General features: G+C 64.4%; 19 protein-coding genes. 8 read left to right on the plus strand and 11 right to left on the minus strand.

The window, feature by feature from the left end; genetic code table 11:
• Positions 1–173 precede the first annotated feature (173 nt).
• Positions 174–983 (plus strand): LytR/AlgR family response regulator transcription factor, encoded by an 810-nt coding sequence (locus ACVWYF_RS04095; RefSeq protein WP_457064889.1) that lies wholly within the window; start codon positions 174–176, stop codon positions 981–983.
• A gap of 36 nt (positions 984–1,019) precedes the next feature.
• Complete coding sequence (locus tag ACVWYF_RS04100) at positions 1,020–1,604, plus strand: Uma2 family endonuclease (protein ID WP_457064891.1); 585 nt, start codon at positions 1,020–1,022, stop codon at positions 1,602–1,604.
• Between the two features lie 80 nt (positions 1,605–1,684).
• Here ACVWYF_RS04100 and ACVWYF_RS04105 read toward each other — a convergent pair whose 3' ends face one another.
• From ACVWYF_RS04105 to ACVWYF_RS04115, 3 genes are all read right to left on the minus strand, one after another.
• Positions 1,685–2,482 (minus strand): LytR/AlgR family response regulator transcription factor, encoded by a 798-nt coding sequence (locus tag ACVWYF_RS04105; protein ID WP_457064893.1) that lies wholly within the window; start codon positions 2,480–2,482, stop codon positions 1,685–1,687.
• A gap of 171 nt (positions 2,483–2,653) precedes the next feature.
• The gene (locus ACVWYF_RS04110) at positions 2,654–3,802 is read right to left on the minus strand and encodes a sensor histidine kinase (protein WP_457064895.1); all 1,149 of its coding nucleotides are present in this window, start codon (positions 3,800–3,802) and stop codon (positions 2,654–2,656) included.
• Between the two features lie 105 nt (positions 3,803–3,907).
• Entirely contained in the window at positions 3,908–4,639 is a 732-nt protein-coding gene (locus ACVWYF_RS04115) for a hypothetical protein (protein ID WP_457064897.1), read from the minus strand.
• Between the two features lie 244 nt (positions 4,640–4,883).
• Between ACVWYF_RS04115 and ACVWYF_RS04120 the strand changes: the two genes are divergently transcribed.
• Both ACVWYF_RS04120 and ACVWYF_RS04125 read left to right on the plus strand, forming a co-directional pair.
• The gene (locus ACVWYF_RS04120; protein ID WP_457064898.1) at positions 4,884–5,600 is read left to right on the plus strand and encodes an outer membrane beta-barrel protein; all 717 of its coding nucleotides are present in this window, start codon (positions 4,884–4,886) and stop codon (positions 5,598–5,600) included.
• 97 nt (positions 5,601–5,697) lie between these two features.
• Complete coding sequence (locus ACVWYF_RS04125) at positions 5,698–6,399, plus strand: outer membrane beta-barrel protein (protein WP_457064900.1); 702 nt, start codon at positions 5,698–5,700, stop codon at positions 6,397–6,399.
• Positions 6,400–6,480: 81 nt separating this feature from the next.
• Here the strand turns inward: ACVWYF_RS04125 and ACVWYF_RS04130 are convergent, their stop codons facing one another.
• Positions 6,481–6,981: a hypothetical protein gene (locus ACVWYF_RS04130; RefSeq protein ID WP_457064902.1), complete on the minus strand. Its 501-nt coding sequence runs from the start codon at positions 6,979–6,981 to the stop codon at positions 6,481–6,483.
• A gap of 125 nt (positions 6,982–7,106) precedes the next feature.
• Positions 7,107–9,356 (minus strand): TonB-dependent receptor, encoded by a 2,250-nt coding sequence (locus tag ACVWYF_RS04135; protein WP_457064904.1) that lies wholly within the window; start codon positions 9,354–9,356, stop codon positions 7,107–7,109.
• A 178-nt stretch (positions 9,357–9,534) separates the two neighbouring features.
• On the opposite strand from ACVWYF_RS04135, the gene ACVWYF_RS04140 reads away from it, so the two are divergent.
• Both ACVWYF_RS04140 and ACVWYF_RS04145 read left to right on the plus strand, forming a co-directional pair.
• Positions 9,535–10,149, plus strand: a complete 615-nt coding sequence (locus tag ACVWYF_RS04140) for a hypothetical protein (protein WP_457064906.1) — start codon at positions 9,535–9,537, stop codon at positions 10,147–10,149.
• A gap of 445 nt (positions 10,150–10,594) precedes the next feature.
• Positions 10,595–10,945, plus strand: a complete 351-nt coding sequence (locus tag ACVWYF_RS04145; protein ID WP_457064908.1) for a hypothetical protein — start codon at positions 10,595–10,597, stop codon at positions 10,943–10,945.
• Positions 10,946–10,985: 40 nt separating this feature from the next.
• Here ACVWYF_RS04145 and ACVWYF_RS04150 read toward each other — a convergent pair whose 3' ends face one another.
• Positions 10,986–11,753 carry a TatD family hydrolase gene (locus tag ACVWYF_RS04150; RefSeq protein WP_457064910.1) on the minus strand — a complete coding sequence of 256 codons (768 nt, stop codon included), beginning with the start codon at positions 11,751–11,753 and terminating at the stop codon, positions 10,986–10,988.
• Positions 11,754–11,906: 153 nt separating this feature from the next.
• Here ACVWYF_RS04150 and ACVWYF_RS04155 point away from each other — a divergent pair, with 153 nt between their 5' ends.
• Both ACVWYF_RS04155 and ACVWYF_RS04160 read left to right on the plus strand, forming a co-directional pair.
• Positions 11,907–12,296 (plus strand): BlaI/MecI/CopY family transcriptional regulator, encoded by a 390-nt coding sequence (locus ACVWYF_RS04155; RefSeq protein ID WP_457064913.1) that lies wholly within the window; start codon positions 11,907–11,909, stop codon positions 12,294–12,296.
• Complete coding sequence (locus ACVWYF_RS04160; RefSeq protein ID WP_457064916.1) at positions 12,286–13,788, plus strand: POTRA domain-containing protein; 1,503 nt, start codon at positions 12,286–12,288, stop codon at positions 13,786–13,788. Before ACVWYF_RS04155 ends, ACVWYF_RS04160 begins: the two co-directional genes overlap by 11 nt.
• Before the next feature lie 270 nt (positions 13,789–14,058).
• Here the strand turns inward: ACVWYF_RS04160 and ACVWYF_RS04165 are convergent, their stop codons facing one another.
• The 5 genes from ACVWYF_RS04165 to ACVWYF_RS04185 all read right to left on the minus strand — a co-directional run bounded on the left by ACVWYF_RS04165 (position 14,059) and on the right by ACVWYF_RS04185 (position 19,168).
• Positions 14,059–15,177 carry a glycosyltransferase gene (locus tag ACVWYF_RS04165; protein WP_457064918.1) on the minus strand — a complete coding sequence of 373 codons (1,119 nt, stop codon included), beginning with the start codon at positions 15,175–15,177 and terminating at the stop codon, positions 14,059–14,061.
• Complete coding sequence (locus tag ACVWYF_RS04170; protein WP_457064920.1) at positions 15,174–15,893, minus strand: polysaccharide deacetylase family protein; 720 nt, start codon at positions 15,891–15,893, stop codon at positions 15,174–15,176. The genes ACVWYF_RS04165 and ACVWYF_RS04170 overlap by 4 nt, the downstream gene beginning before the upstream one ends.
• Positions 15,893–16,438 (minus strand): hypothetical protein, encoded by a 546-nt coding sequence (locus tag ACVWYF_RS04175; RefSeq protein ID WP_457064922.1) that lies wholly within the window; start codon positions 16,436–16,438, stop codon positions 15,893–15,895. Before ACVWYF_RS04175 ends, ACVWYF_RS04170 begins: the two co-directional genes overlap by 1 nt.
• A gap of 59 nt (positions 16,439–16,497) precedes the next feature.
• Positions 16,498–17,643, minus strand: a complete 1,146-nt coding sequence (locus tag ACVWYF_RS04180) for a glycosyltransferase family 4 protein (RefSeq protein ID WP_457064924.1) — start codon at positions 17,641–17,643, stop codon at positions 16,498–16,500.
• 94 nt (positions 17,644–17,737) lie between these two features.
• Positions 17,738–19,168, minus strand: a complete 1,431-nt coding sequence (locus ACVWYF_RS04185; RefSeq protein WP_457065087.1) for an oligosaccharide flippase family protein — start codon at positions 19,166–19,168, stop codon at positions 17,738–17,740.
• Between the last annotated feature and the right edge of the window lie 170 nt (positions 19,169–19,338).

Raw genomic sequence — 19,338 nt, forward strand, 5'->3', positions numbered from 1 at the left:
ACTTGAGTTCCGGTTTGCCAAACCGGAGTCCGGATTTACCAAACCGGAGTCCGGATTTACCAAACCGGAGTCCGGATTTACCAAACCGGAGTTCAGGTTTGCCAAAACGAACTCAATTTCAATAAATCGGACTCGATTCTGGCAAATGCCCGCCAGCTTCCGCTTCTTCGCCCATGACCGTTCTGCTCCTCGAAGACGAATACCCCGCCGCCGAGCGCCTGCAACGCCTGCTGCTGCAAGCCGCCCCCGATGCGCAGGTGCTGGCCGTGCTCGATACAGTGGCCGGGGCGCTGGCCTGGCTGGCCACCTACCCCGCGCCCGACCTTATTCTCAGCGACATTCAGCTGGCCGATGGGCTGAGCCTCGAAATCTGGGAGCAGGCCGTGGTGCCCAGCCCGGTCATCTTCACCACCGCCTTCGATGCGTACGCCATCCGCGCTTTCCAGGCCCACAGCGTGGCATATCTGCTCAAGCCCGTGAAGCTGGGCGAGCTGCAAGCCGCCCTGGCCAAGCTGCGGCAATGGTCTGAGTTAAATCAGTTAAGAGTTAAAAGTGAAGAGTTAAGAGTTGATTCGGCAAATGCTGTTGGCTCAACTCTTAACTCAATTCACTCCATCGAGCGCATGCTCGATGCCCTGCGGCCCTACAAAACGCGGTTTCTGGTGCGGCAGGGCGAGCAGCTGCTGCCGCTGCCGGTGGCCGAGGCGGCGTGGTTTCTGAGCCGGAACGAAACCGTGACGCTGGTGACCACCGACGGCCGCCGCTTCGTGCTCGACTACACCCTGGAGCAGCTCGAAGGCCTGCTCGACCCCGCCCGGTTCTTCCGCCTCAACCGCCAGCTGCTGGCCCAATTGCCGGCCGTACGCCGCCTGCACCCGCATTTCGGCGGCAAGCTGTTGGTTGATTTATACCCCGCGCCGGCCGAAGAAATCCTGGTGAGCCGCGAGAAGGCCCCGGCCCTGAAAGCCTGGCTGGAAGGGTAGTTTTCGGCGTATCTTGTTGCTCTAATCCCCTTTGCCATGACCGCCATTACCCTAAAAAGCCCCGTGCTCGAACGCCTCACCGACGAAGAGTTCTTCCAGTTCTGCATGGACAACCGCGACCAACGCATTGAGCGCGATGCCCACCACCAAATCACCATTATGCCCCCCACTAATTCTGAAACTGGTGCCTCCAATAGCGAAATCAATTACCAGTTAGCCCATTGGAACCGCCAGCACCAGTTGGGTAAGACGTTTGATTCCTCCTCCGGCTTCAGCCTCAATACCGGGGCCATGCTCTCGCCCGATGCCAGCTGGATAGCTCAGGGTAATTGGAATGCCCTAAGCCTCGACGACCGGCGCGGCTTCGCCCGCATCTGCCCCGATTTTGTGGTGAAGCTGCTCTCGCCTACCGACCGCCTCACCGATACCATGCGCAAGATGGAGCACTGGCTCGAAGCCGGAGCCCGGCTGGGCTGGCTCATTGCCCCCGGCACCGAGTCGGTTTATATTTTCGAGCCCGGCCAGCCCGTGCGCCCCGTGGTCGGCTTCGACCAGGACCTGACGGCCGGCCCGGTACTGCCCGGCTTCGTGCTGGAGCTGGGCCGGCTGCGGGCGGAGTAGTGGGGAGCGAACAAGTAGAACGTCAGGCTTCGACAAGCTCAGCATGACGTTCCTTTTTATTTCCGTTCCCCACTCCTTCCCTACCGGTCCAGCCAGCTCTTGAACGTGTTCACCTTCTCGCGGCTCACCAGCACCTGGGCATCGGGCGCGGTGGGCTTGAGCACGGTTTGCAGGCGGGAGTTGGTGTAGTGGATGATGTCCTGAATGGCCGACTGCTGGGCCAGGTAGGCGCGATTGAGGCGGAAGAAGCGGCGCGGGTCGAGCAGGTTTTCGAGCTGGTCCATCGTGTAGTCGACCACGAACTTGCGGCCCTCGGCGGTTTGCAGGAAGGTGGCTTTTTCGAGGCTGAAAAAGTAGGCAATCTGGTCGAGGGGCACCACTTTCAAGTGCTCGCCCACGCGCACCACAAACTGGGTTTTGTAGCTGGTGGCTGGTGCGGCACTTTGCTGCATCTGCTGCATGAGCTGGGCCAGCAGCGCGGGGTCGAAGGCCGGCGCGGCAACTGGCGCGGGCGTAGCGGGCAGGCGCTGGCGCAGCTTGGCCACCGCGGCGGCCAGCTCATCGGCATCGATGGGCTTGAGCAGGTAGTCCACGCTGTTCACCTTGAAGGCCTGGAGCGCGTACTGGTCGTAGGCCGTGGTGAAGATGACCGGGCAGCGCACCGCCACCTGCTCAAAAATCTCGAAGCTCAGGCCATCGGCCAGGTTGATGTCGAGAAACAGCACGTCGGGCGCTATTTCCCGCAGCAGGGCCACCGCCTGGACCACTGATTCGGCGGTGCCCAGGATTTCGAACGGCTCGGGCTGGCGGGCCAGCATATCGGCCAGGCGGCGGGCGGCCAGGGGTTCGTCTTCGACGATGATACAGTGGAGGGGCATTGGAGCGGTAAGCGGTGATTGAGCTTCAAGAGAACGTCCTGCTGAGCGCAGCCGAAGCATCTCTACCGCGCAAATAAACCCAATCGAATGGATTACTCACGCGGCAGAGATGCTTCGGCAAGCGGATGCCAGATGAGGCATGACGTTCTTTTGTTGCCTAAACATCCCCGCTTACAGCACCAGCAGCGGCAGCGTCACCACAAACTCGCCGTTTTCCTCGCCAACCGCCAGCGGCTGGCTCGTCAGGAAAGCGTAGCGGGCGGCCAGGTTGGCCAGGCCCCGGCCCGACGACTCGCCCGGGGCTAGGCGGCGTGGGCGGCGGGTGTTGCGCACCGTCAGGGTGTGGGCGATGGGGTCCAAGGTCACGCGCAGGTGCAGCGGGTCGGTTTGGTAGGCGGCATTGTGCTTCACCACATTTTCGAGCAGTAATTGCAGGGCCAGGGGCGGTACGTAGTACGGGGCCACTGCCGCCGGCGGCAGGTCCATTTCCACCGCCAGGGCGTTGCCGAGGCGGGTTTTCTGGAGGTACAAGTAGCTTTCGGCGAAGGCAATCTCATCGGCCAGGGGCACCAGCTCCTGGCTTTCGGAGTCGAGCACGTAGCGGTACACCTGCGAGAGCTGCCGGATAAAGCGGACGGCCCGGGCGGGGTCGTTTTCCTCCACCAGGCTGGTCAGCGCGTTCAGGGAGTTGAACAGAAAGTGCGGGTCCACCTGCCGGCGCAGGGAGTCGAGGCGGGCAATGGCGGTTTCCTTTTCGAGGCGCTCGGCGCGCACCGTGGCCTCGCGCCAGCCCAGCAGAAAGGAGCGCGAGTGCATAAACAGCGAAATAATCACCGTCATCACCAGCGGGGCCACCATCTGGCCCAGCACGTTGTGCTGAAAAATAAAGCCCGGCGACTTATGCCACAACAGCAGCGTAATGGCCTCGCCCAGCACCATAATCACAGCCATCGAGGCCATCACCGAGGCCCCCACCGTGAGCAGCAGCCGGCGCATGGGCCGCTCGGTCCAGCCCATGCGGTGGTTCAGCCAGTCGGAGGTGTAGCCGTTGGCCAGCCACAGCCCTACGAAGTACAGCAGCGAAATCGCGAAGCTGATGCCGTAATTGACCGGGTTCAGCCAGGGCTGATGCTCGTTGGAGAAGGCGAAGCCAGCCGTGCCCAGCAGTATCCACCAGCGCCGCGCCCAGATGCTGCGCAGCTGCGAGGGCTCGGTGGTGGTGACCCAGGGCTGGGCCGGCGCGGCTGCTGGGGCGGGGGCCGCAGGAGCGCAGGAAGCAGAATGAGGAAGGGCCACGGCGGCGGGCAGGGAAGTTTCCATCAAAGTAAGGGGCGGCGGGGATGATAAATTGCGCAGGCGGTTAAAAGAACGTCATGCTGAGCCTGCCGAAGAATGACGTTCTGTTGGTCTGCGCCAGCCTATGCCCTACTTCGCCGCCGTGGTGGGCGTTTCGTACTGCTTCATCCGGCCTTGCAGCTGGCGCTGGCCCCAGTTGGGAGCCAGCGGGCCGGCGGGCACAAAGGCGGCAAACCTGGCCTGGGCCTGCTCGTAGAGCGGCTTGGCAGCCTCAGGCCCGCCGCCAAACATCTTGGGCGTGAAGTTCACGTTGTTGGCCTCCACGAGGTAGGGACGCGGGTTGGCGGGGTTCAGGGCCTGGGCTTTGGCCACGGCCTCGCCCACCATTTCGGAGTATTGCTGCGAGCGGGCCATGGGCGCGATGCCCAGGCGGGCCTGGTAGGCGTAGGCTTGCAGGGCGAGCAGCTCCGACTCGTCGCCGTGCAGCTGGCGGGCCTGGGCGAGGGCGGCTTCGGCCTGGTCGAGGGTTTTGTCTTTGGCATCGCCGTCTTCCTTGCTCTGAAACACGCTAATGACCAACGCATAGGCCTGGTAGTAGCGGGGCAGCCAGTCGGCGGGGGCCACGGTGGCGGCGCGCTCCAGCTTGGCGGCCACGGCCTTGAGGGCCACCGGGTCGCCGGTGCTCAGGAGCTCGGTGATGGTGGCGGCCATCAGGGTGGTGTAGGCATCGGCGGGCGCGGCAGCGGTGGTAATAGCTGGCAGGGCGGTGGTTTTAGCAGCCGGGGCGGCGGCGGGTTGGGCCTGGGCGCTGGCGGCGAGCGAGGCGGCGGCGAAAGTGAGGGTGAGGACGAGGGTTTTCATGGGATTGGGGCTTGAAGTTGTTGGGGTGAAGGGTGAGCTGCCGTGGTTGATGATTCAAAGGTGGCGGTGGGCCGGGGCCGGGAAAAATGGCTGTTCCCGAAGCGTCGGATGAAGCGGATGAACCGTCGGGCGGGGCCGACCAGCGGGCGACAACTTTTTTGCGCTTTCTGGCTTCGGCCGTGCAACGCCTGGGCGGCCCGGTTGCTCTTAGCAGTAGTCCAACCCACTTTCCTCTCCCCTGCTCATGCGTTTCCTTCCCTTTGCCCTCGGTGGCCTGCTCCTCGCCGCTGCCCTCCCCACCCACGCCCAAACCACGCCCGAACCATCGGCCGCGCCCCGCTTCTACATCGGGCTGGGGGCCTATAGCAGCTACTACCAGCAGGTGGGTAATTCCTCGCTGGGCCTCGACAATCGGTTTCGGCTGCCGGTGCAGCTCACGGCGGGCTACCGGTTCAGCCCCCGCCTGGCCGGGCAGGTGGGCGTGGCCTACAGCACCGACCAGTCGCGCTACGGCCAGACCATCGTGTACAGCAGCCCTACGCCGGGCACGCCGTCGCCCTACACCAGCACCGAAGGCCACATTTCCCAGTGGCAAACCTCCATTTCGGCCCTGGCCCGGTACACCATCACCGCCGACCCGGCCCACCGGCTGCAGTTCGATGCGCTGGGCGGCTTCACCCTGGAACATCGCCGCAGCGCCAACCAGGGCACCCAGACCAATGCCTCCCAGGGCACATCCACAACCAATAACTACGATGTCAATTTCACGCAAAACACCTACCTGCTCACCGGCGGCGTGGGGGCCCGCTACCGCCTGAGCCGCCGCGTCGAGCTTACCTACGACTTCACCGTGAACAAAGCCCTGAACAACAACAATAACGTTTTCGGCACCGCCATCACCGGCATCAATACCCTCACCACGAGCCAGGCCCTGGGCCTACGCTACCGGTTTGGGCGGTAATGCGGGCCGGCCCCGCTTTTTCCGGTCGCGGGCCGCGCGTCCGCACAGTGCCGTTGCCCCGTCCCGCCAATACACGCCACTTTCCTCTCCCCATTCCATGCGTTTCCTTCCCTTTGCCCTCGGTGGCCTGCTCCTCGCCGCTGCCCTCCCCACCCACGCCCAAACCACGCCCGAACCGTCGGCCGCGCCCCGCTTCTACATCGGGCTGGGGGCCTATAGCAGCTACTACCAGCTGCTGGGCGGCCAGTCGGGCTACGACACCCCCGTGCGGTTGCCGGTACAGCTCGTGGCCGGCTACCGGCTGCGCCCGCGCCTGGCCGTGCAGGTGGGCGTGGCCTACAGCGGCAACACTGCCCATTTCGCCAACGTGGGGCTCGCCTACAATCCCACCAGTCCCACCAGGGGCACTTACTTCCACGAATACGCCACCAGCACCCTGCGCAACGCCTCGGTAGCGGTGCTGGCCCGCTACACCCTCACCCGCAACCCGGCCCACCGGGTGCAGTTCGACGCGCTGGGCGGCTTCACCCTGGAGCACAGCAGCGGCTTCGAGCGCGGCACCCGGGCCGACAGCCTCGGCGGCGCGCTCATTGTGAATCCCTACAGCTCCCGCGCCGCCCGCAATACGCTACTGCTCACGGCCGGCCTGGGCACCCGGGTTCGCCTGAGCCAGCATTTCGAGCTCACCTACGACTTCACCCTCAACAAGGCCCTGACCAGCGACAGTCCGACGGGCCATTTCCAGGGCCTCACCAGCAGCAGCGCGCTGGGCCTGCGCTACCGGTTCGGGCGGCGCTAAGAAGCTGTTTGAATGAGGTTTTGGGGCCGCCGGAACGGTGTAGAGACTAACTCAAACCGCTTCTTACTTCTGCACGACTACTTAATGGGCCGAATAGGTTCTTATCTGAACGGACGTGGTGCCGTCGGGATACGTATAAGGGGCTGATGCGAAAATCAATGTCGTGGCCGTCAGGTTCCGAATCGACACGGGAGCGGCCCCTACCCGGTCGGGATTGACCACAATTTCCGTTTCGTTCGACGCGAAAGCCCAGGTTCCGCTGGTTAGGAATCCGGGGAAAATGGCACTGCACTTTACCAGTCCCTCGTCTACGGTAAACGATTTGTCGGCATGGTAGTAACTGAGGTCGTCCAGGGAGCAGGGGTCAAAGGCCGCGAGCGGATAATCGGTCGTCGTGACGACGCCCGCGGCAGTCGTTTCTACTATGGCGTAAGTCTCCAGTCGCCACCCCGGGGTTGTGAGCCATATTTCCCGCTGAGAAGGTTTTTGGGGTTCCGGCTCACTGTCTTTTTTGCAATTGGTAAGACCAAATGTGCTGCTGGCGAATAGTGCCAGGGTCAGCAATCGTAGCGGAGCATTCATAAGTGGAAACAAGAGGGTTGATTTCGGTAGCAACGGTCCTGGTGCCCTCATTATTTTAGTTAGCTGATTAGCTGAACGCGCCCGCCCCGCGGCAAAAAGGGTTTCCGCCGCTCCCCGCTGGCGCGCTAATCCGGCCGCTTCTCCAAATCTACCTTGGTCGTCTTATTTATCGAGATAAACACGCCCACAAACAGCATGCGCGGGGCGGGCGGCAGCACGGCGGCGCTACGGAATTGCCCGCCAGCATCGGGGGTACCGGCGAAGGTGTAGCCATAGATGTTGCGGCGGTTGAGCACGTTGCTGGCCGAGATGTAGACGATGGTGAACTGCTTGAACCAGTGGGTGAGGTAGCTCACGTTCAGGCTCAGGTCCTGGTAGGTGGGCAGGGCGGCCTGGTTGTAGCCGGCCTGGTTGGGGTCAAAGTAGCGACGGGGCGAGCCGTAGCTGTAGGTGAAGCCGAACTGGGTGTGCATTTTGGCCACGTAGTACTTGCCCACCACGCTCAGGTTATGCCGCGCGGCGAAGGTGGGGATGGCCGCCACGGGGTCGGCCCGATACTGGCGGCGGGTGTCCAGAAAGCCGTAGCTCACCCAGTAATCGGCCATTTTGAAGGTGCTGCGGTCCCGGAACAGCACGTCGAGCCCCCGGGCGTAGCCGCTGCCGGCGTTCTGGTAGCCGGCGGGGTCGAAGACGTTGGCGCGGTCGTAGGTCACGAGCTGGCGGTAGTTTTTCTGGTAGCCCTCCACGCGCAGGGTGCGGTCCTGCACGGTGCGCTCATACAGCAGGCTGTAGTGCTCGGCCCGCTCAAAAGCAAGGGCGTGGCTGATGCGGAGCAAATCCGTGGTGGGCGTTTGGTAGAAGTAGCCCCAGGCGGCCGACAGCTGGCTGTGCTCGCCGGTTTTGTAGGCCATGCCCAGGCGCGGCGCGGCGTTGAACTGGCTCAATAGCGCTGAATATTCGGTGCGCGCCCCCACGCGGGCGGCCAGGCGGTGGCTCAGCACCATCTCGCTTTCCACGAAGCCGGCCCCGCGCTGCTCGTCCACGGCCAGGGTCCGCGTACTTGCTTCGGCCGAGGACTGGTACTGCTGGCGGTAGCGCTGGGCGTAGCCTTCGAGGCCCATTTTGAGGTTGAACCAGGTGCTGGCCGAGTCGTTGGTGAGCACGAGCCGGGCCACGGCCGACTGGTCGAGGTCGCGCACCGACTGCACGTCGGGGCGGATGAGGTTATCGTCCACGGTCAGGGCCAGGCCGGTGTTCAGGCTCCAGCCGCGCCGCAGCGGGGTCCGGTAGGTGGCGTTGAGGTAGGCGTTGTCGTTGGCCAGCGTCACGGGGTGGCCGTCGGCGGCGTAGGCGGGGCTGGCGTCGGGCTGGCGCAGGGCCAGGCGCTGGCGGCTGTAGGTGCCGTAGATTTTCAGCATGCCGGCCTGCCCTGTTTTGTGGGCCACTTTGACGGAGCCGCCCAGGGCCAGCGGGGCCTTGTCCCAGCCCAGGTTCTGGGGCACGAGGTTGTAGTAAGGCGCGAGGTTGGTGTAGTCGGCGCTCACGGCCACGGAGGTGCGCTCCCAACGCCGGGTCCGGCCCAGGCTTGCCCCCACGCTCATCAGCGACACGCTGGACTGCGTTTCGGGGGCCAAATCCGTCGAGTTCTGCACCACCACGGCGCTCAGGGCCTGCCCGTACTCGGCCGAGTAGCCGCCGGTGCTGAACACCAGCCCCTTAAACAGGAAGGGCGAAAACCGGCCCCGCGCCGGCACGTTGGGCACCGCGCCGCCGTAGGGCGTTTGCACGGGCAGGCCGTCGATGTAGTACTTGGTTTCGGAGGCCGCCCCGCCGCGCACGAACAGCTTGCCGTCCTCCCCCACCCGGGTGGTGCCGGGCAGGGCATTGAGGGCCCCGGCCACGTCGCCGAGCGCCCCGGCGGTGGTCACGATGTCGAGGGGCTTGAGCAAGGTGCCGCGCTTGGTGTCGCTGGCCTCGAAGGCCCCGGCCGTCACCACCACGTCGCCGAGGGCAGCGGGGTTGGCTTTCATTTTGATGCCGGGCAGATTGATGGGGCCTTCGCCCAGGCCCACCAGCAGCTCCTGCGGCACGTAGCCGATGAAACTCACCACGAGCACGGCCGGGCCGGCGGCACGGTCAGTGCGGAAGTCGAACCGGCCCAGCGAATCGGTACTGGCCCCATCGAAGGTGGTTTTCAGGAACACGTTCACGCCCGGCAGAGGCTGGCCGGCGGCATCGCGTACGGTGCCGTGCAGGCGGGTTGGTGCCGTGGTGGATTGGGTGGTTTTGGCAGCCGGCGCGGTTTGGGCGCGGGCGGCGGGTGGGGCGCTCAGCAGCAGGAGCAACAGGAGTAGCGGGAGTAGCGAAGTTTTCATGGCGGCGGGCGGTTTGAATGGCTCAAAGGTGCCGGTGCCACGGCCCGACGCTCAACTTCCCGTTTCCGAACCGTCGGATGAGGCGGATGAACCGTTGTGGCAGGCGATGAGCAGCCCGCTGCAGCCAGGGAATCGTATGTATTTTAGGGGCCGCGTCTATTCCCTGCGGCTCTTTCCCATGCGCTTTCGAACCGTCCTCACCTACCTTAGCCTGCTGCCGCTCAGCGCCTGCACCCGCTCGTGCAACGACTACGACAACAACGAAGAGTTTGCGAAGGCCAAGCTGCCGCCATACACCGAAACCGGGGCCAATACCTTGGGCTGCGTGCTGGGCTCGCAGGTGTGGACCGTGCTGGGCAGCCACGCCCTCAAAGGGGGCATCGGTACCGTTTGGGAACCCAATCGCTTGGAGCCTGAGGGGGGCAACGCGGTACCGCCCCTGCTCACCGTGCGCGGCGAAATGAGCGGGGTGCGCAACAGCAAGGAGTTTTATGACCGCGAAATACGGCTCACGTTCCTCCTCTCCGACACGTTGGGCGGAATACACCTGCTGGGGGACGACACCGTGCGAACCCGCCCCGGCCACTACCGGGAATACATGGAGGCCATCGACCTAATTCCGTATGTGGGCTACTACAGCAGCACCCGCCGCCCCGTGCGCCTGCTCGTGCGCAAGCTCGACCGCCAGCAGCGCACCGTGAGCGGCACGTTTGCGGGCACACTCTACGGCGGCAGCCTCAGCGGCCACGACTCGCTGACCGTGATAGATGGCCGGTTCGATGTAAAATACTAGCAGCCAAGCTAGTTTTCTACCATCCGGACATCGCAGCCGGCCCCCAATTCTGTACCGATGTACGGGTGACTCTGCCGGGTTGCCCCGCGGCGAATATCTTCACGCCTTCATCATTTGCCTGCCGCGTAGTTTGCGGCCCTTCGCTTCCCCCTCCCTCATGGCTGATGCTTCCCTGCCCATCCATTGCCAGGCCCGGTTTCACGGCCTCCCCGGTGCCTGCCTGCTGCTGGCCCCCGATGGCACCGTGCCCGACAGTTCCGACAGCACGTAGGCGTGTCGCTGCTGCCCCCCGGCCAGGCCCTAGAAAAGCGGCGCGATGCCGGCCTTGGCGCGTCCTTGGCCTGATTTGTGGTAGGCCGCCCGCAACCATTTGCCGGGCTTGCGGCTCCTCATCCGCTACCTCTCGGTTTCGGCCCTGTCCCTTCTATTCTTTCTTCCCGCTTTTATGCCGCTTACTTCGTTCGACTTTCAGCAGGCCCGCGTAAAGCAGGTGCTCTTTAAGTCGCGGCTGCGCTCCGTGCTCTACAGCGTGCGCGAAGCCGAGCCGGCCCTGTTTTCCTTCACCGAAAACCCGCTGGGCCAGTGGATTCAGGCCGTGCTCAAGCCCCAGGCGGCCGGCCAGCCCGCCGTGCGCGAGTTGGAGCACGTCCTGCAGCGCATGCTGAGCACCGGCCAGGACCTGGCCACCCGCTACCAGCACGGCCACCTCGAAGAAGCCCGCGCCGGCCTCGACCAGGTCAACGCCTTCTCCGACCAGATTGAAACCCTGCTCACCAGCCTGGAAAAGGCCGCTTAAAGCCGATAGCGCGAACGGCCCGTTCGCGCCACCACTCTTTTCATAAATTGAACAGTGCCGCCGCGTTGCGCGTGGTGGCGGCGGCCACTTCCGCTTCGGGCAGGCCCAGCAGGGCGGCCACGCGGCGCAGCACCAGCGGCAGGTAGGCCGGCTCGTTGCGCTTGCCCCGGTGCGGCACGGGCGCGAGGTATGGGCAGTCGGTTTCGAGCAGCAGATGCTCCAGGCCGATGCCGGGCAGCACCTTGTCGGCCCCGCCGTTCTTGAACGTTGCCACGCCGCCGATGCCCAGCTTAAAGCCGAGTTTGATGACCTGCTCCGCTTCCTCGGGCGTGCCGGAAAAGCAGTGGAACACGCCGCGCAGCGTGCCATCCTGCGCGGCTTCGACCAGGGCCACGGTTTCGGCGAAGGCTTCGCGGGTGTGCAGCACGATGGGCAGCTGGTGTTTTTTGGCCAGGTCGAGTTGAATTTTCAGGGCCTGCTGCTGCTCGGCCAGCAGGCTTTTGTCCCAGTGCAAATCGAGGCCGGCCTCGCCCACGGCGGCGAAGGGCCGGCGGCCCAGCCAGGTTTCCACATCATACAATTCCTGCTCAAAATTGCGCGTGACGGAGCACGGGTGCAGGCCCATCATGGCGAAGCAGGTTTCCGGGGCCTCGGCTTCGAGCTCCAGCATGGCGTCAATGGTGCTGTGGTCGACGTTGGGCATGACGATGGTCCGCACGCCGGCTTCCTGGGCGCGGCGCAGGGCCTCCAGGCGGTCGGGCCGGAACTGTTCGGAGTAGAGGTGGGCGTGCGAATCGGTGATATGCATAGTGGGGCAAAGGTCGGGCGAAGGTGCGGGCCGGCAATCATTTTCTGCGGCAAAAAGCGGCTAGTCAGCTCAAAATCGACTATCAACGGATGAATCAGTTTCGTAACTTATTATTCAGTTTTGAAACTGATTCATCCGTTATACATTTGAGACATGGAAGAATTGACCAAAACCGAAGAGCGCATTATGCAGGCGCTGTGGAAGCTGAAGAAGGCTTTCATCAAAGACGTTATCGACCATCTGCCCGACGACCCGAAGCCGCCTTACAACACCATCTCGTCGGTGGTGCGGATTCTGGAGCGCAAGGGCTACGTGGGCTTCAAGGCTTATGGCAAGACGTATGAGTACTTCCCGCTCATTGGCAAGATGGAATACCGGGCCGCCAGCCTGAAGCGCATGCTGGCGCAGTATTTCGATGATTCGCCCACGGCGCTGGTGTCCTTCATGGTGGAGGAAACCCTGAGCCAGCGCGAAAAGCAGCAGCTGCTCGACCTGCTCCACAATTCCGAAAACGGCCCCAAACCCGACGGCGATGCTCACTAGCCTCCTCCTCTACCTGGCCGAAGCCAGTTTCTGCCTGGCAATCTTCGCCCTGGCCTACCGCCTGCTGCTGGCCGGCCTCACCTACTTCGCCGCAAACCGGGCGTATTTGCTGGGTGCGCTGGGCACGAGCGTGTTGCTTCCGCTGCTGGCCTTTCCGGGCTTGGCGGCTTGGCGGGCCACGGCCGCCGCGCCGGCCGTGGCCCGCCTGCCGATTCGCCTCAGCTGGCAGTTGAATGCGCCGCTGGCCCACGCGGCGGCCGCACCCACGGCCAGCGGGCCGGATTGGGTGGCGCTGCTGCTTTTCGGGGCGGTGGTTATTTATGCGCTCGGGGCGCTCTACAAGTTGGGGGCGGCCGTGCGCAACCTGCGGGCGCTGCGCCGGCTGGCGCGGCGCAATCCGCAAACCGACCTGGGCGCTTTCGCCATTGTGCATCTGCCCGAGCCCGGTTTGCCAGCGTTTTCCTTTGGGCGGTACGTGTTTTTGTCGCCGCTGCACGAGGCGCTGAGTCCGGCCGAGCGGGAACTGCTGCTGCTGCACGAGCAGGTACACGTCCGGCAGCGCCACACGCTGGATTTGCTACTGACAGAGGCGCTGGGCGTGGTTTTCTGGTTCAACGGCGCGGTGCCGTACCTCGGCCGGCAGCTGAAAGTGGTGCATGAGTACCTGGCCGATGCCGCCGTGGCCCGCACCCCGGCCAGCCCTACCGGGTACGACCCCGCGCCCTACGGCGAACTGCTGATAAAACTGGCGGCGCAGCAGCTGCCCTTTGCCCTGGTGCATGCTTTTTCCCACAAACAAATTTTTCTGCGAATCCAAATGCTCACTCAACCAACCTCTTCTCCCATGAAAAAGCTTCGTTTTCTGTTCATCGTGCCCGTATTTGCCTTCACCTGGGCCGCCACGGCCTGCGTCGGCTCGCCGGCCTCGGAAACCGCGGCTCCGGCCGATAATTCGGTTGGTTCCTCAACTGCGCCGGTGGCGGCGGGCCGCATTGGCCGCATCAGCTGGCAGGGCAACACGTACTTGTCGGCGGCCGAGCTGAACCAGGCGCTGGGCCTGAAATCCGGCGATGCCTACGACTCCGCCACCGTGGCCCGCCGCCTGAGCTTCGACCCCAAAGGCGGCGATATTGCCTCGCGCTACATGGACCACGGCTACCTGTTCTTCTCGGCAGTACCAAAAGCCACCAGCCAGCCCGACGGCGCCACCGACCTGGCCTTCACCATTTCCGAAGGCCGCAAAGCGCAGCTTGGCCGCATCAGCATCACGGGCAACACCAAAACCGCCACGGCCGCGCTGCTCAAGCTGATTCCGCTGCGCTCGGGCGAAGATTTCAGCCGGGCCAAGCTGCTGGAAACGCAGCGCGTACTAGCCCAGCAGGGCCAGTTCGACCCGAATAAAGTCGCCATCAACCCTGCGCCCGAAATGCGTCCCAATGCAGCCACCGACCTGGTGAATATTGCGCTGGTAGTGGTGGAGAAAGCCAGGTAATAGATTCCTTTCCATACCCCGGATAGGGTGCGGAGTAGCCGCGTAGCGGTGACAGGTTTGTAGATAACGTCTTTTTTGACAGCTAAAAGCCGCGTAGCGGCGACAGAACTAACCCGAAATCTGTCGCCGCTACGCGGCTTTATGCGCTTGATGCTCTTTGGCTACAAACCTGCCGCCGCTATGCGGCTACTCCGCAACTTGGGTTACGTAATGCACACTCCCAAACATCGGGTTCGGGTGAGAATGAAACGGATACCGGGGCGGCATCAGTTACGCGTAGCTCCTCCCCTTCCACACCACCTTGCCGCCACTCAGCCGAAACGCCAGAATGGCCCCTGTCAGGCCCAGCGTATACAGTTCGAACAGCGGCAGCAGCCACCAGCGCAGCCGCAGCCCGGCCCGGCGGTGCGCCGCCGCCGCCAGCGCGCCCTGCACCAGCACTTTAGCACCCCAGAATCCAAGCGCCACGGCCGGCCCGGCCAGGGCCGCCACGCCCACCAGCGCCGGCCAGAAGCCACTGAAAAACAGTAGCTCCATGCGCAGGCGCAGTGGCAGTCCGGCCACCCCGCGCAGCCAGCGCTTGCGCTGCCGCAGCAGCGCCGCCCAGGTGGGCATGGGCAGCGAATCGGCCCGGATATTGGCCTGAAACACCTGCCGGAAGCCGAAACCCGCCGCCAGCACGGCCTGGAACAGGGCAAAGTCTTCGGTCACGGAAAAAGGCAGTGCTTCGTAGCCGCCGGTGGCCTCGTAAGCGGCGCGGGTCACGAGCATGTTGTTGCCCATGGCCGTGACGGGGCGGCCCAAGTCGCTCACCACCTGCACCATGCTCAGCGAAAGCAGCCAGTCGATGCCCTGCAACTGGTCAAACAAGCGCGGCCCGCGCACGGTCGTGATGCCCGTGACGGTGCCCACGCCCGGCGCGGCATGGGCCAGCAGGCCGGCTACCCAGGTTTTGGGCAGGCTGATATCGGCATCGGTGATGAAGAAAAAATCGGTGGTGGCCAGCCGGGCCAGGTGAGCCAGCACGTTGGCCTTGCCCCGCGCCTGGCCCCGGTTTTCGGTGACGGGAATAATTCGAAACCTGCCCGCGAAGCCCTGCATGGCGGCGGCGGCCACGGCGGCGGTACGGTCGGTACTGCCATCATCGCCGACGAGAATTTCCAGTAATTCGGCCGGATAGTTTAAGGCCCGCAGGCTGGCAAGGCAGCGCGGCAGGGCGGCTTCTTCGTCGCGGGCAGCAATGAGGATGCTGACGCGGGGCAGCGGCGCGGGCAGGTTTGCGGCTGCTTTGGCCCCGCGCCGGCTGGCGAAACGCCACGCCGTGAACGCCATGCCCAGCAGCCACAGGGCCAGGTAAATCACTAAGAAATTCAGCAGCAGCCCGCTCACAGCGTGACGAATTGAAAGCCCTGCCCGGCCAGGTGGGCCAGCACGCGGGGCAACACGAACCGCAGCCGGGGGCTGGCCTTGCGGCTGTCGTGAAACACCACCACATCGCCGGCCCGCACGGCTTCCAGCGCAAACCGCAGGCAGCTTTCCGGGCTCAGGCCGGGGTCGTAGTCCCGCGTGAGCACCGACCACATAACGACCCGAAACTCATTCCGAAGCGCAGGCAGCAGCGGCCAGGTAAGCCGGCCGTAGGGCGGACGAAACAGCGGCAGCGAGGAGCGGGAAGCGAGAAGCGGCCCCGCCGGCCCCGGCCTTTCCGGCGTGCTTTTCAGCAGTTCATCGATTTGCCCCTGACAAGCCGCAACATCGGCCAGATAAGCCGGGCGGGCGGTAGCCCAGGCGCTGCGGTGCTGGTGGGTATGGTTGCCGAGGCGATGACCGGCGGCCAGGGCGGCGCGGGCAATTTCGGGGTAGCGCGCCAGATTTTCGCCCACGCAGAAAAACGTGGCTTTGGCCTGAAACAGCGCCAGCTGCTCCAGCACCCAGGGCGTTTCGTCGGGAATGGGACCGTCGTCGAACGTGAGGTACACGAGCGGCGCACCGGCAGGCGTGGCGGCCGGTCCGGTCCACTCGCAGCCGGGTAGCAGGGCGTGCAGCAGCCGGGGCGGGCGCGTGAGCACGGCCGCTTCAAACCAGTCAAACGAACCACCGGCCATCAGGAGCGGACGATGCGCATAAATGGCACGCTGGTGTCGGGCAGCGGGCCGAGCATGGTGGCCAGCGCTTCGAGGAAGGCCTCGGCGGTGTTAGGGCGGCCGCCGGCGGGGCCGCGGCCCAGGTGGCGGTGTACGTCGCCGGCCCACTCGCCCACCACGGTGGGCGTGCCGGCGGGGCCGCTCAGGCCCAGCGTGGCTTCGAGGGTGAAGTAGCGGGGGCGCGTTTCCTCGGCTTCGGTTTCGGCGGGCTCGTCGTCCTCCTCATATACCAAAGCCGAAAAATGGGCCTCCATGGTGGCCTGGGGCGCGGGCAAATGGAACAGGGCCGTGACGCGCCCGGCTACTTCGTGCCAGCTCAGGCGCAGGCCCTTGGGCGGCACGCGGTCGATGAGGGCCACGTTTTCGGCGGCCTTGTCCCACACGTAATGCAGCAGCTCCTTGGCCAGATACGGGTCGCTCAGCTCGCGGCGCACCGAGGAGGGACGCCGCCACGCCAGTTGCGGCAGCAGAATGTGGGTGAAATTGTAGGGGTGCAAACGGGCCATAACTAGGCGCAAAAGTACGGCCGGGCGGTGCTTTATGAAGCACGGCGCACCACGCTATATTACGGCTTGGTGATGGCCTTGCCTATCGCCTGCCACAGCACTTCGGCGCTCTGCGCCCACGAAAACCGGCTCAGATTCTCGTGCCCCCGGGTCACCAGCTGCTGGCGCAGGGCCGCATCGGTCCACAAACGGGCCAGGCCGGCGGCAATATCGGCCACATCACGCGGGTCGACCAGCAGCGCGCCGCCCGCCCCCGCCACCTCCGGCATCGAGCTGACGCCCGACGTGAGCACCGGGCAACCGCTGGCCTGCGCCTCCACAATCGGAATCCCAAAACCTTCAAAATAAGGCACGTACACCGTAGCCCGGGCCGCTGCATAAAGGCCGGCCAGTTCGGCATCGGCTACGCGGCCGGTGAAATGCACCGCCGACTGGTGGCGCATTTGCTCATAAGCAGCCAGGATGGGGCCGGCTTTCCAAGCCTTGCGGCCCACGATGAGCAGTTGGGCATCGGCCACGGCCGCGCCGCCGGTGGCTTTGAGCTGGTCGAAGGCGCGGAGCAGGTTGCCCAGGTTTTTGCGCGGCTGCAAGGCCCCGACGAACAGAAAATACGGCTGCCCGTGGCTGAATTTTCGGCGCATTTCCCGCTGCTCGGCCTCGGACTGAGGTTGAAATAAATCGGCCGGTGCGTTGTAGGCCACGCTGATTTTTTCGGGCGCGGTGCCGTAGGTCTGCACGATGTCGGCCTTTGTGGCTTCCGATACGGCTACTATTTGCGCCGAGGCGCGGACGAAACGGGGCGAGAAAAAGTGGTAGTACTTGCGTTGCAGCAGGCCAACATCGAGCGGAAAATGCTCGAAAGCCAAGTCGTGGATGACCGTGACGCGGGGCACGCGCGTGCTCAGCGTCGTGAAGCCGTCGGGGCTGAGGAAGGCGGCCGGCCGGTTCCGCGCCAGCCACACCGCCACTGCTCCCTCAAACCACGCCACGAACAGGAACGGATGCCGCGCCGGCGGCTGCAATACGTGCGGTACTACGTTGGGCCCGAACAGGTAGCGGGCATCATAAGCGCGGTCGAACAGGAAATGAAACGTAACCTCCGGGTGCTGGGCCACAAGGCGCACCAGCGTCTCGCAGGTGAAGCGGCCGATGCCTTCAAGGTGGTCGCCGGGCAGCAGGAAACGGGTGTTTATGGCGATGTGCATGGAGGTTGAGTTAAGAGTTAGGAGTTGAGAGTTAAGAGTTGGTGGTTAAGAATGGAAGCTGTGTTCCTGACTTTTAACTCTTAACTCCTAACTCTTAACTTTTTTGCCCCGGCCGCAGCTGGCTGATTTCGCTGCGGCGCACCAGGCCGGTGCCCAGTACCAGCAGCCCGAACACCACGGCCATGATGCCCGCCTCCAGCCACCAGCTCAGGTACATACCGTATTGCAGGCCGGCCCAGGCCCCGCACAACAGCCCGAAACACAGCAGCAGGCGGGCCAGCAGGCGGCCGGGCACGCCCACGCCCGTGCGGCGGGCCACCAGCACCAGGTAGCCTACCGAGACAGCCGCCGCGCAAACCAGGGTATCGACGGAAGCCGCGATGGCCCCAAATTTGGGCAGGAACACCAGGTTCAGGCCAATATTCAGGGCGATGCTGAGGGCCACCAGCCAGCTCACGGCGCGCTCGTGGGTGGTGCTGGTGAGCAACGTACTGTAGATGGCAAAGAAGCCGTGGACCAGCACGTTGACGAATAATATCTTCAGGCAGAGCGTCATGCGGGCCACTTCGGCCGGGCTGCTGTGCTTGAACTGCCAGAACACCACTTCGCCCCGAAAAAAGATGAACGCCACCACAAACAGCAGCGGCAGCGTGACGATGCGCTGCCCGAAGCGCAGCAGCTCGCGCTGCGCGCCGGCATCCTTCGGCACGCTGGCGAATTTGGCAAAAAACAGCGGCAGCACCGTCCAGGCGTACATCATCACGGCATCGACCCAGCGGTAGGCCCCGGCATAATAACCGGCCTCGGTGGGCGAGGCCAGGCGCTCAAGCATCACCATATCGATGCGCTCGTTCACGCCGTAGAGCAGCGTCATGAGGGCGAAGGGCAGGCTGGCGCGCAGGGCGGTGCGGGCCACGGGGCCTTTCCAGCGGTACTTCACGCGGCCGAAAAACCGCGTCATTAGCCCATATAGCAGCACCGTGGTGAAAGCGGCCGCACCTAGTCGGGCACCCACGTAGCGCGGCAGCGTGAGGCCCACCGGAATGAGCACCAGCACGGCCCCGAGCAGCAGAAACTTCTCGACCACCGAAAGCACGGCGTCGGTGTTGAATTTTTGGTGGGCCTGGAGCGTACCGCGCAAAAACTGCCCGTACTGGGCCAGCAGCAGTGCCGCACCCACGGCCGCCAGCAGACCCAGCTCGGGGCCGCGGTAGCCGAGTACCCAGCCCACCACCAGCATGGCGGCCAGGGCCACGAAGTTGAGCGCGCCGCGCAGGGGCAGCAGCGTGGGGAAGGTTTCGGCCATAAAGGTCGGCTCGGCCGCTACGCGCTGTACGGCGTAGGGCGTCAGGCCCAAATCGGAAAGGGCGGCCACCACCAGCGTGAGGGCCGAGAGCGCCGTGATGAGGCCAAACGTGGCGTGCCCGAGCCGGTCCTGCACCATGTTTTCGACCACCACCCAGCCGGGTTTCACCAGCAGGTTGAGCAGGACGACGAAGCTGATATTGCCAAAAAACCGTTTGATGCTGAAGGGAACGCTAGATTTCGAAAATGGGCCCCGGGGCGGGGCGCTTAGCCCGCAAAGCTACGCAACGCGCCGGAGCAGCGGCGCAATTAGGTGCGAAGGGCTATTTTCCGGCTATCTTTGCGGGCCGCTTTCCCGCCTCATGCCCAACTAATTCTTGCAGGCGGAGC

The organism is Hymenobacter sp. UYAg731 (assembly GCF_054061335.1).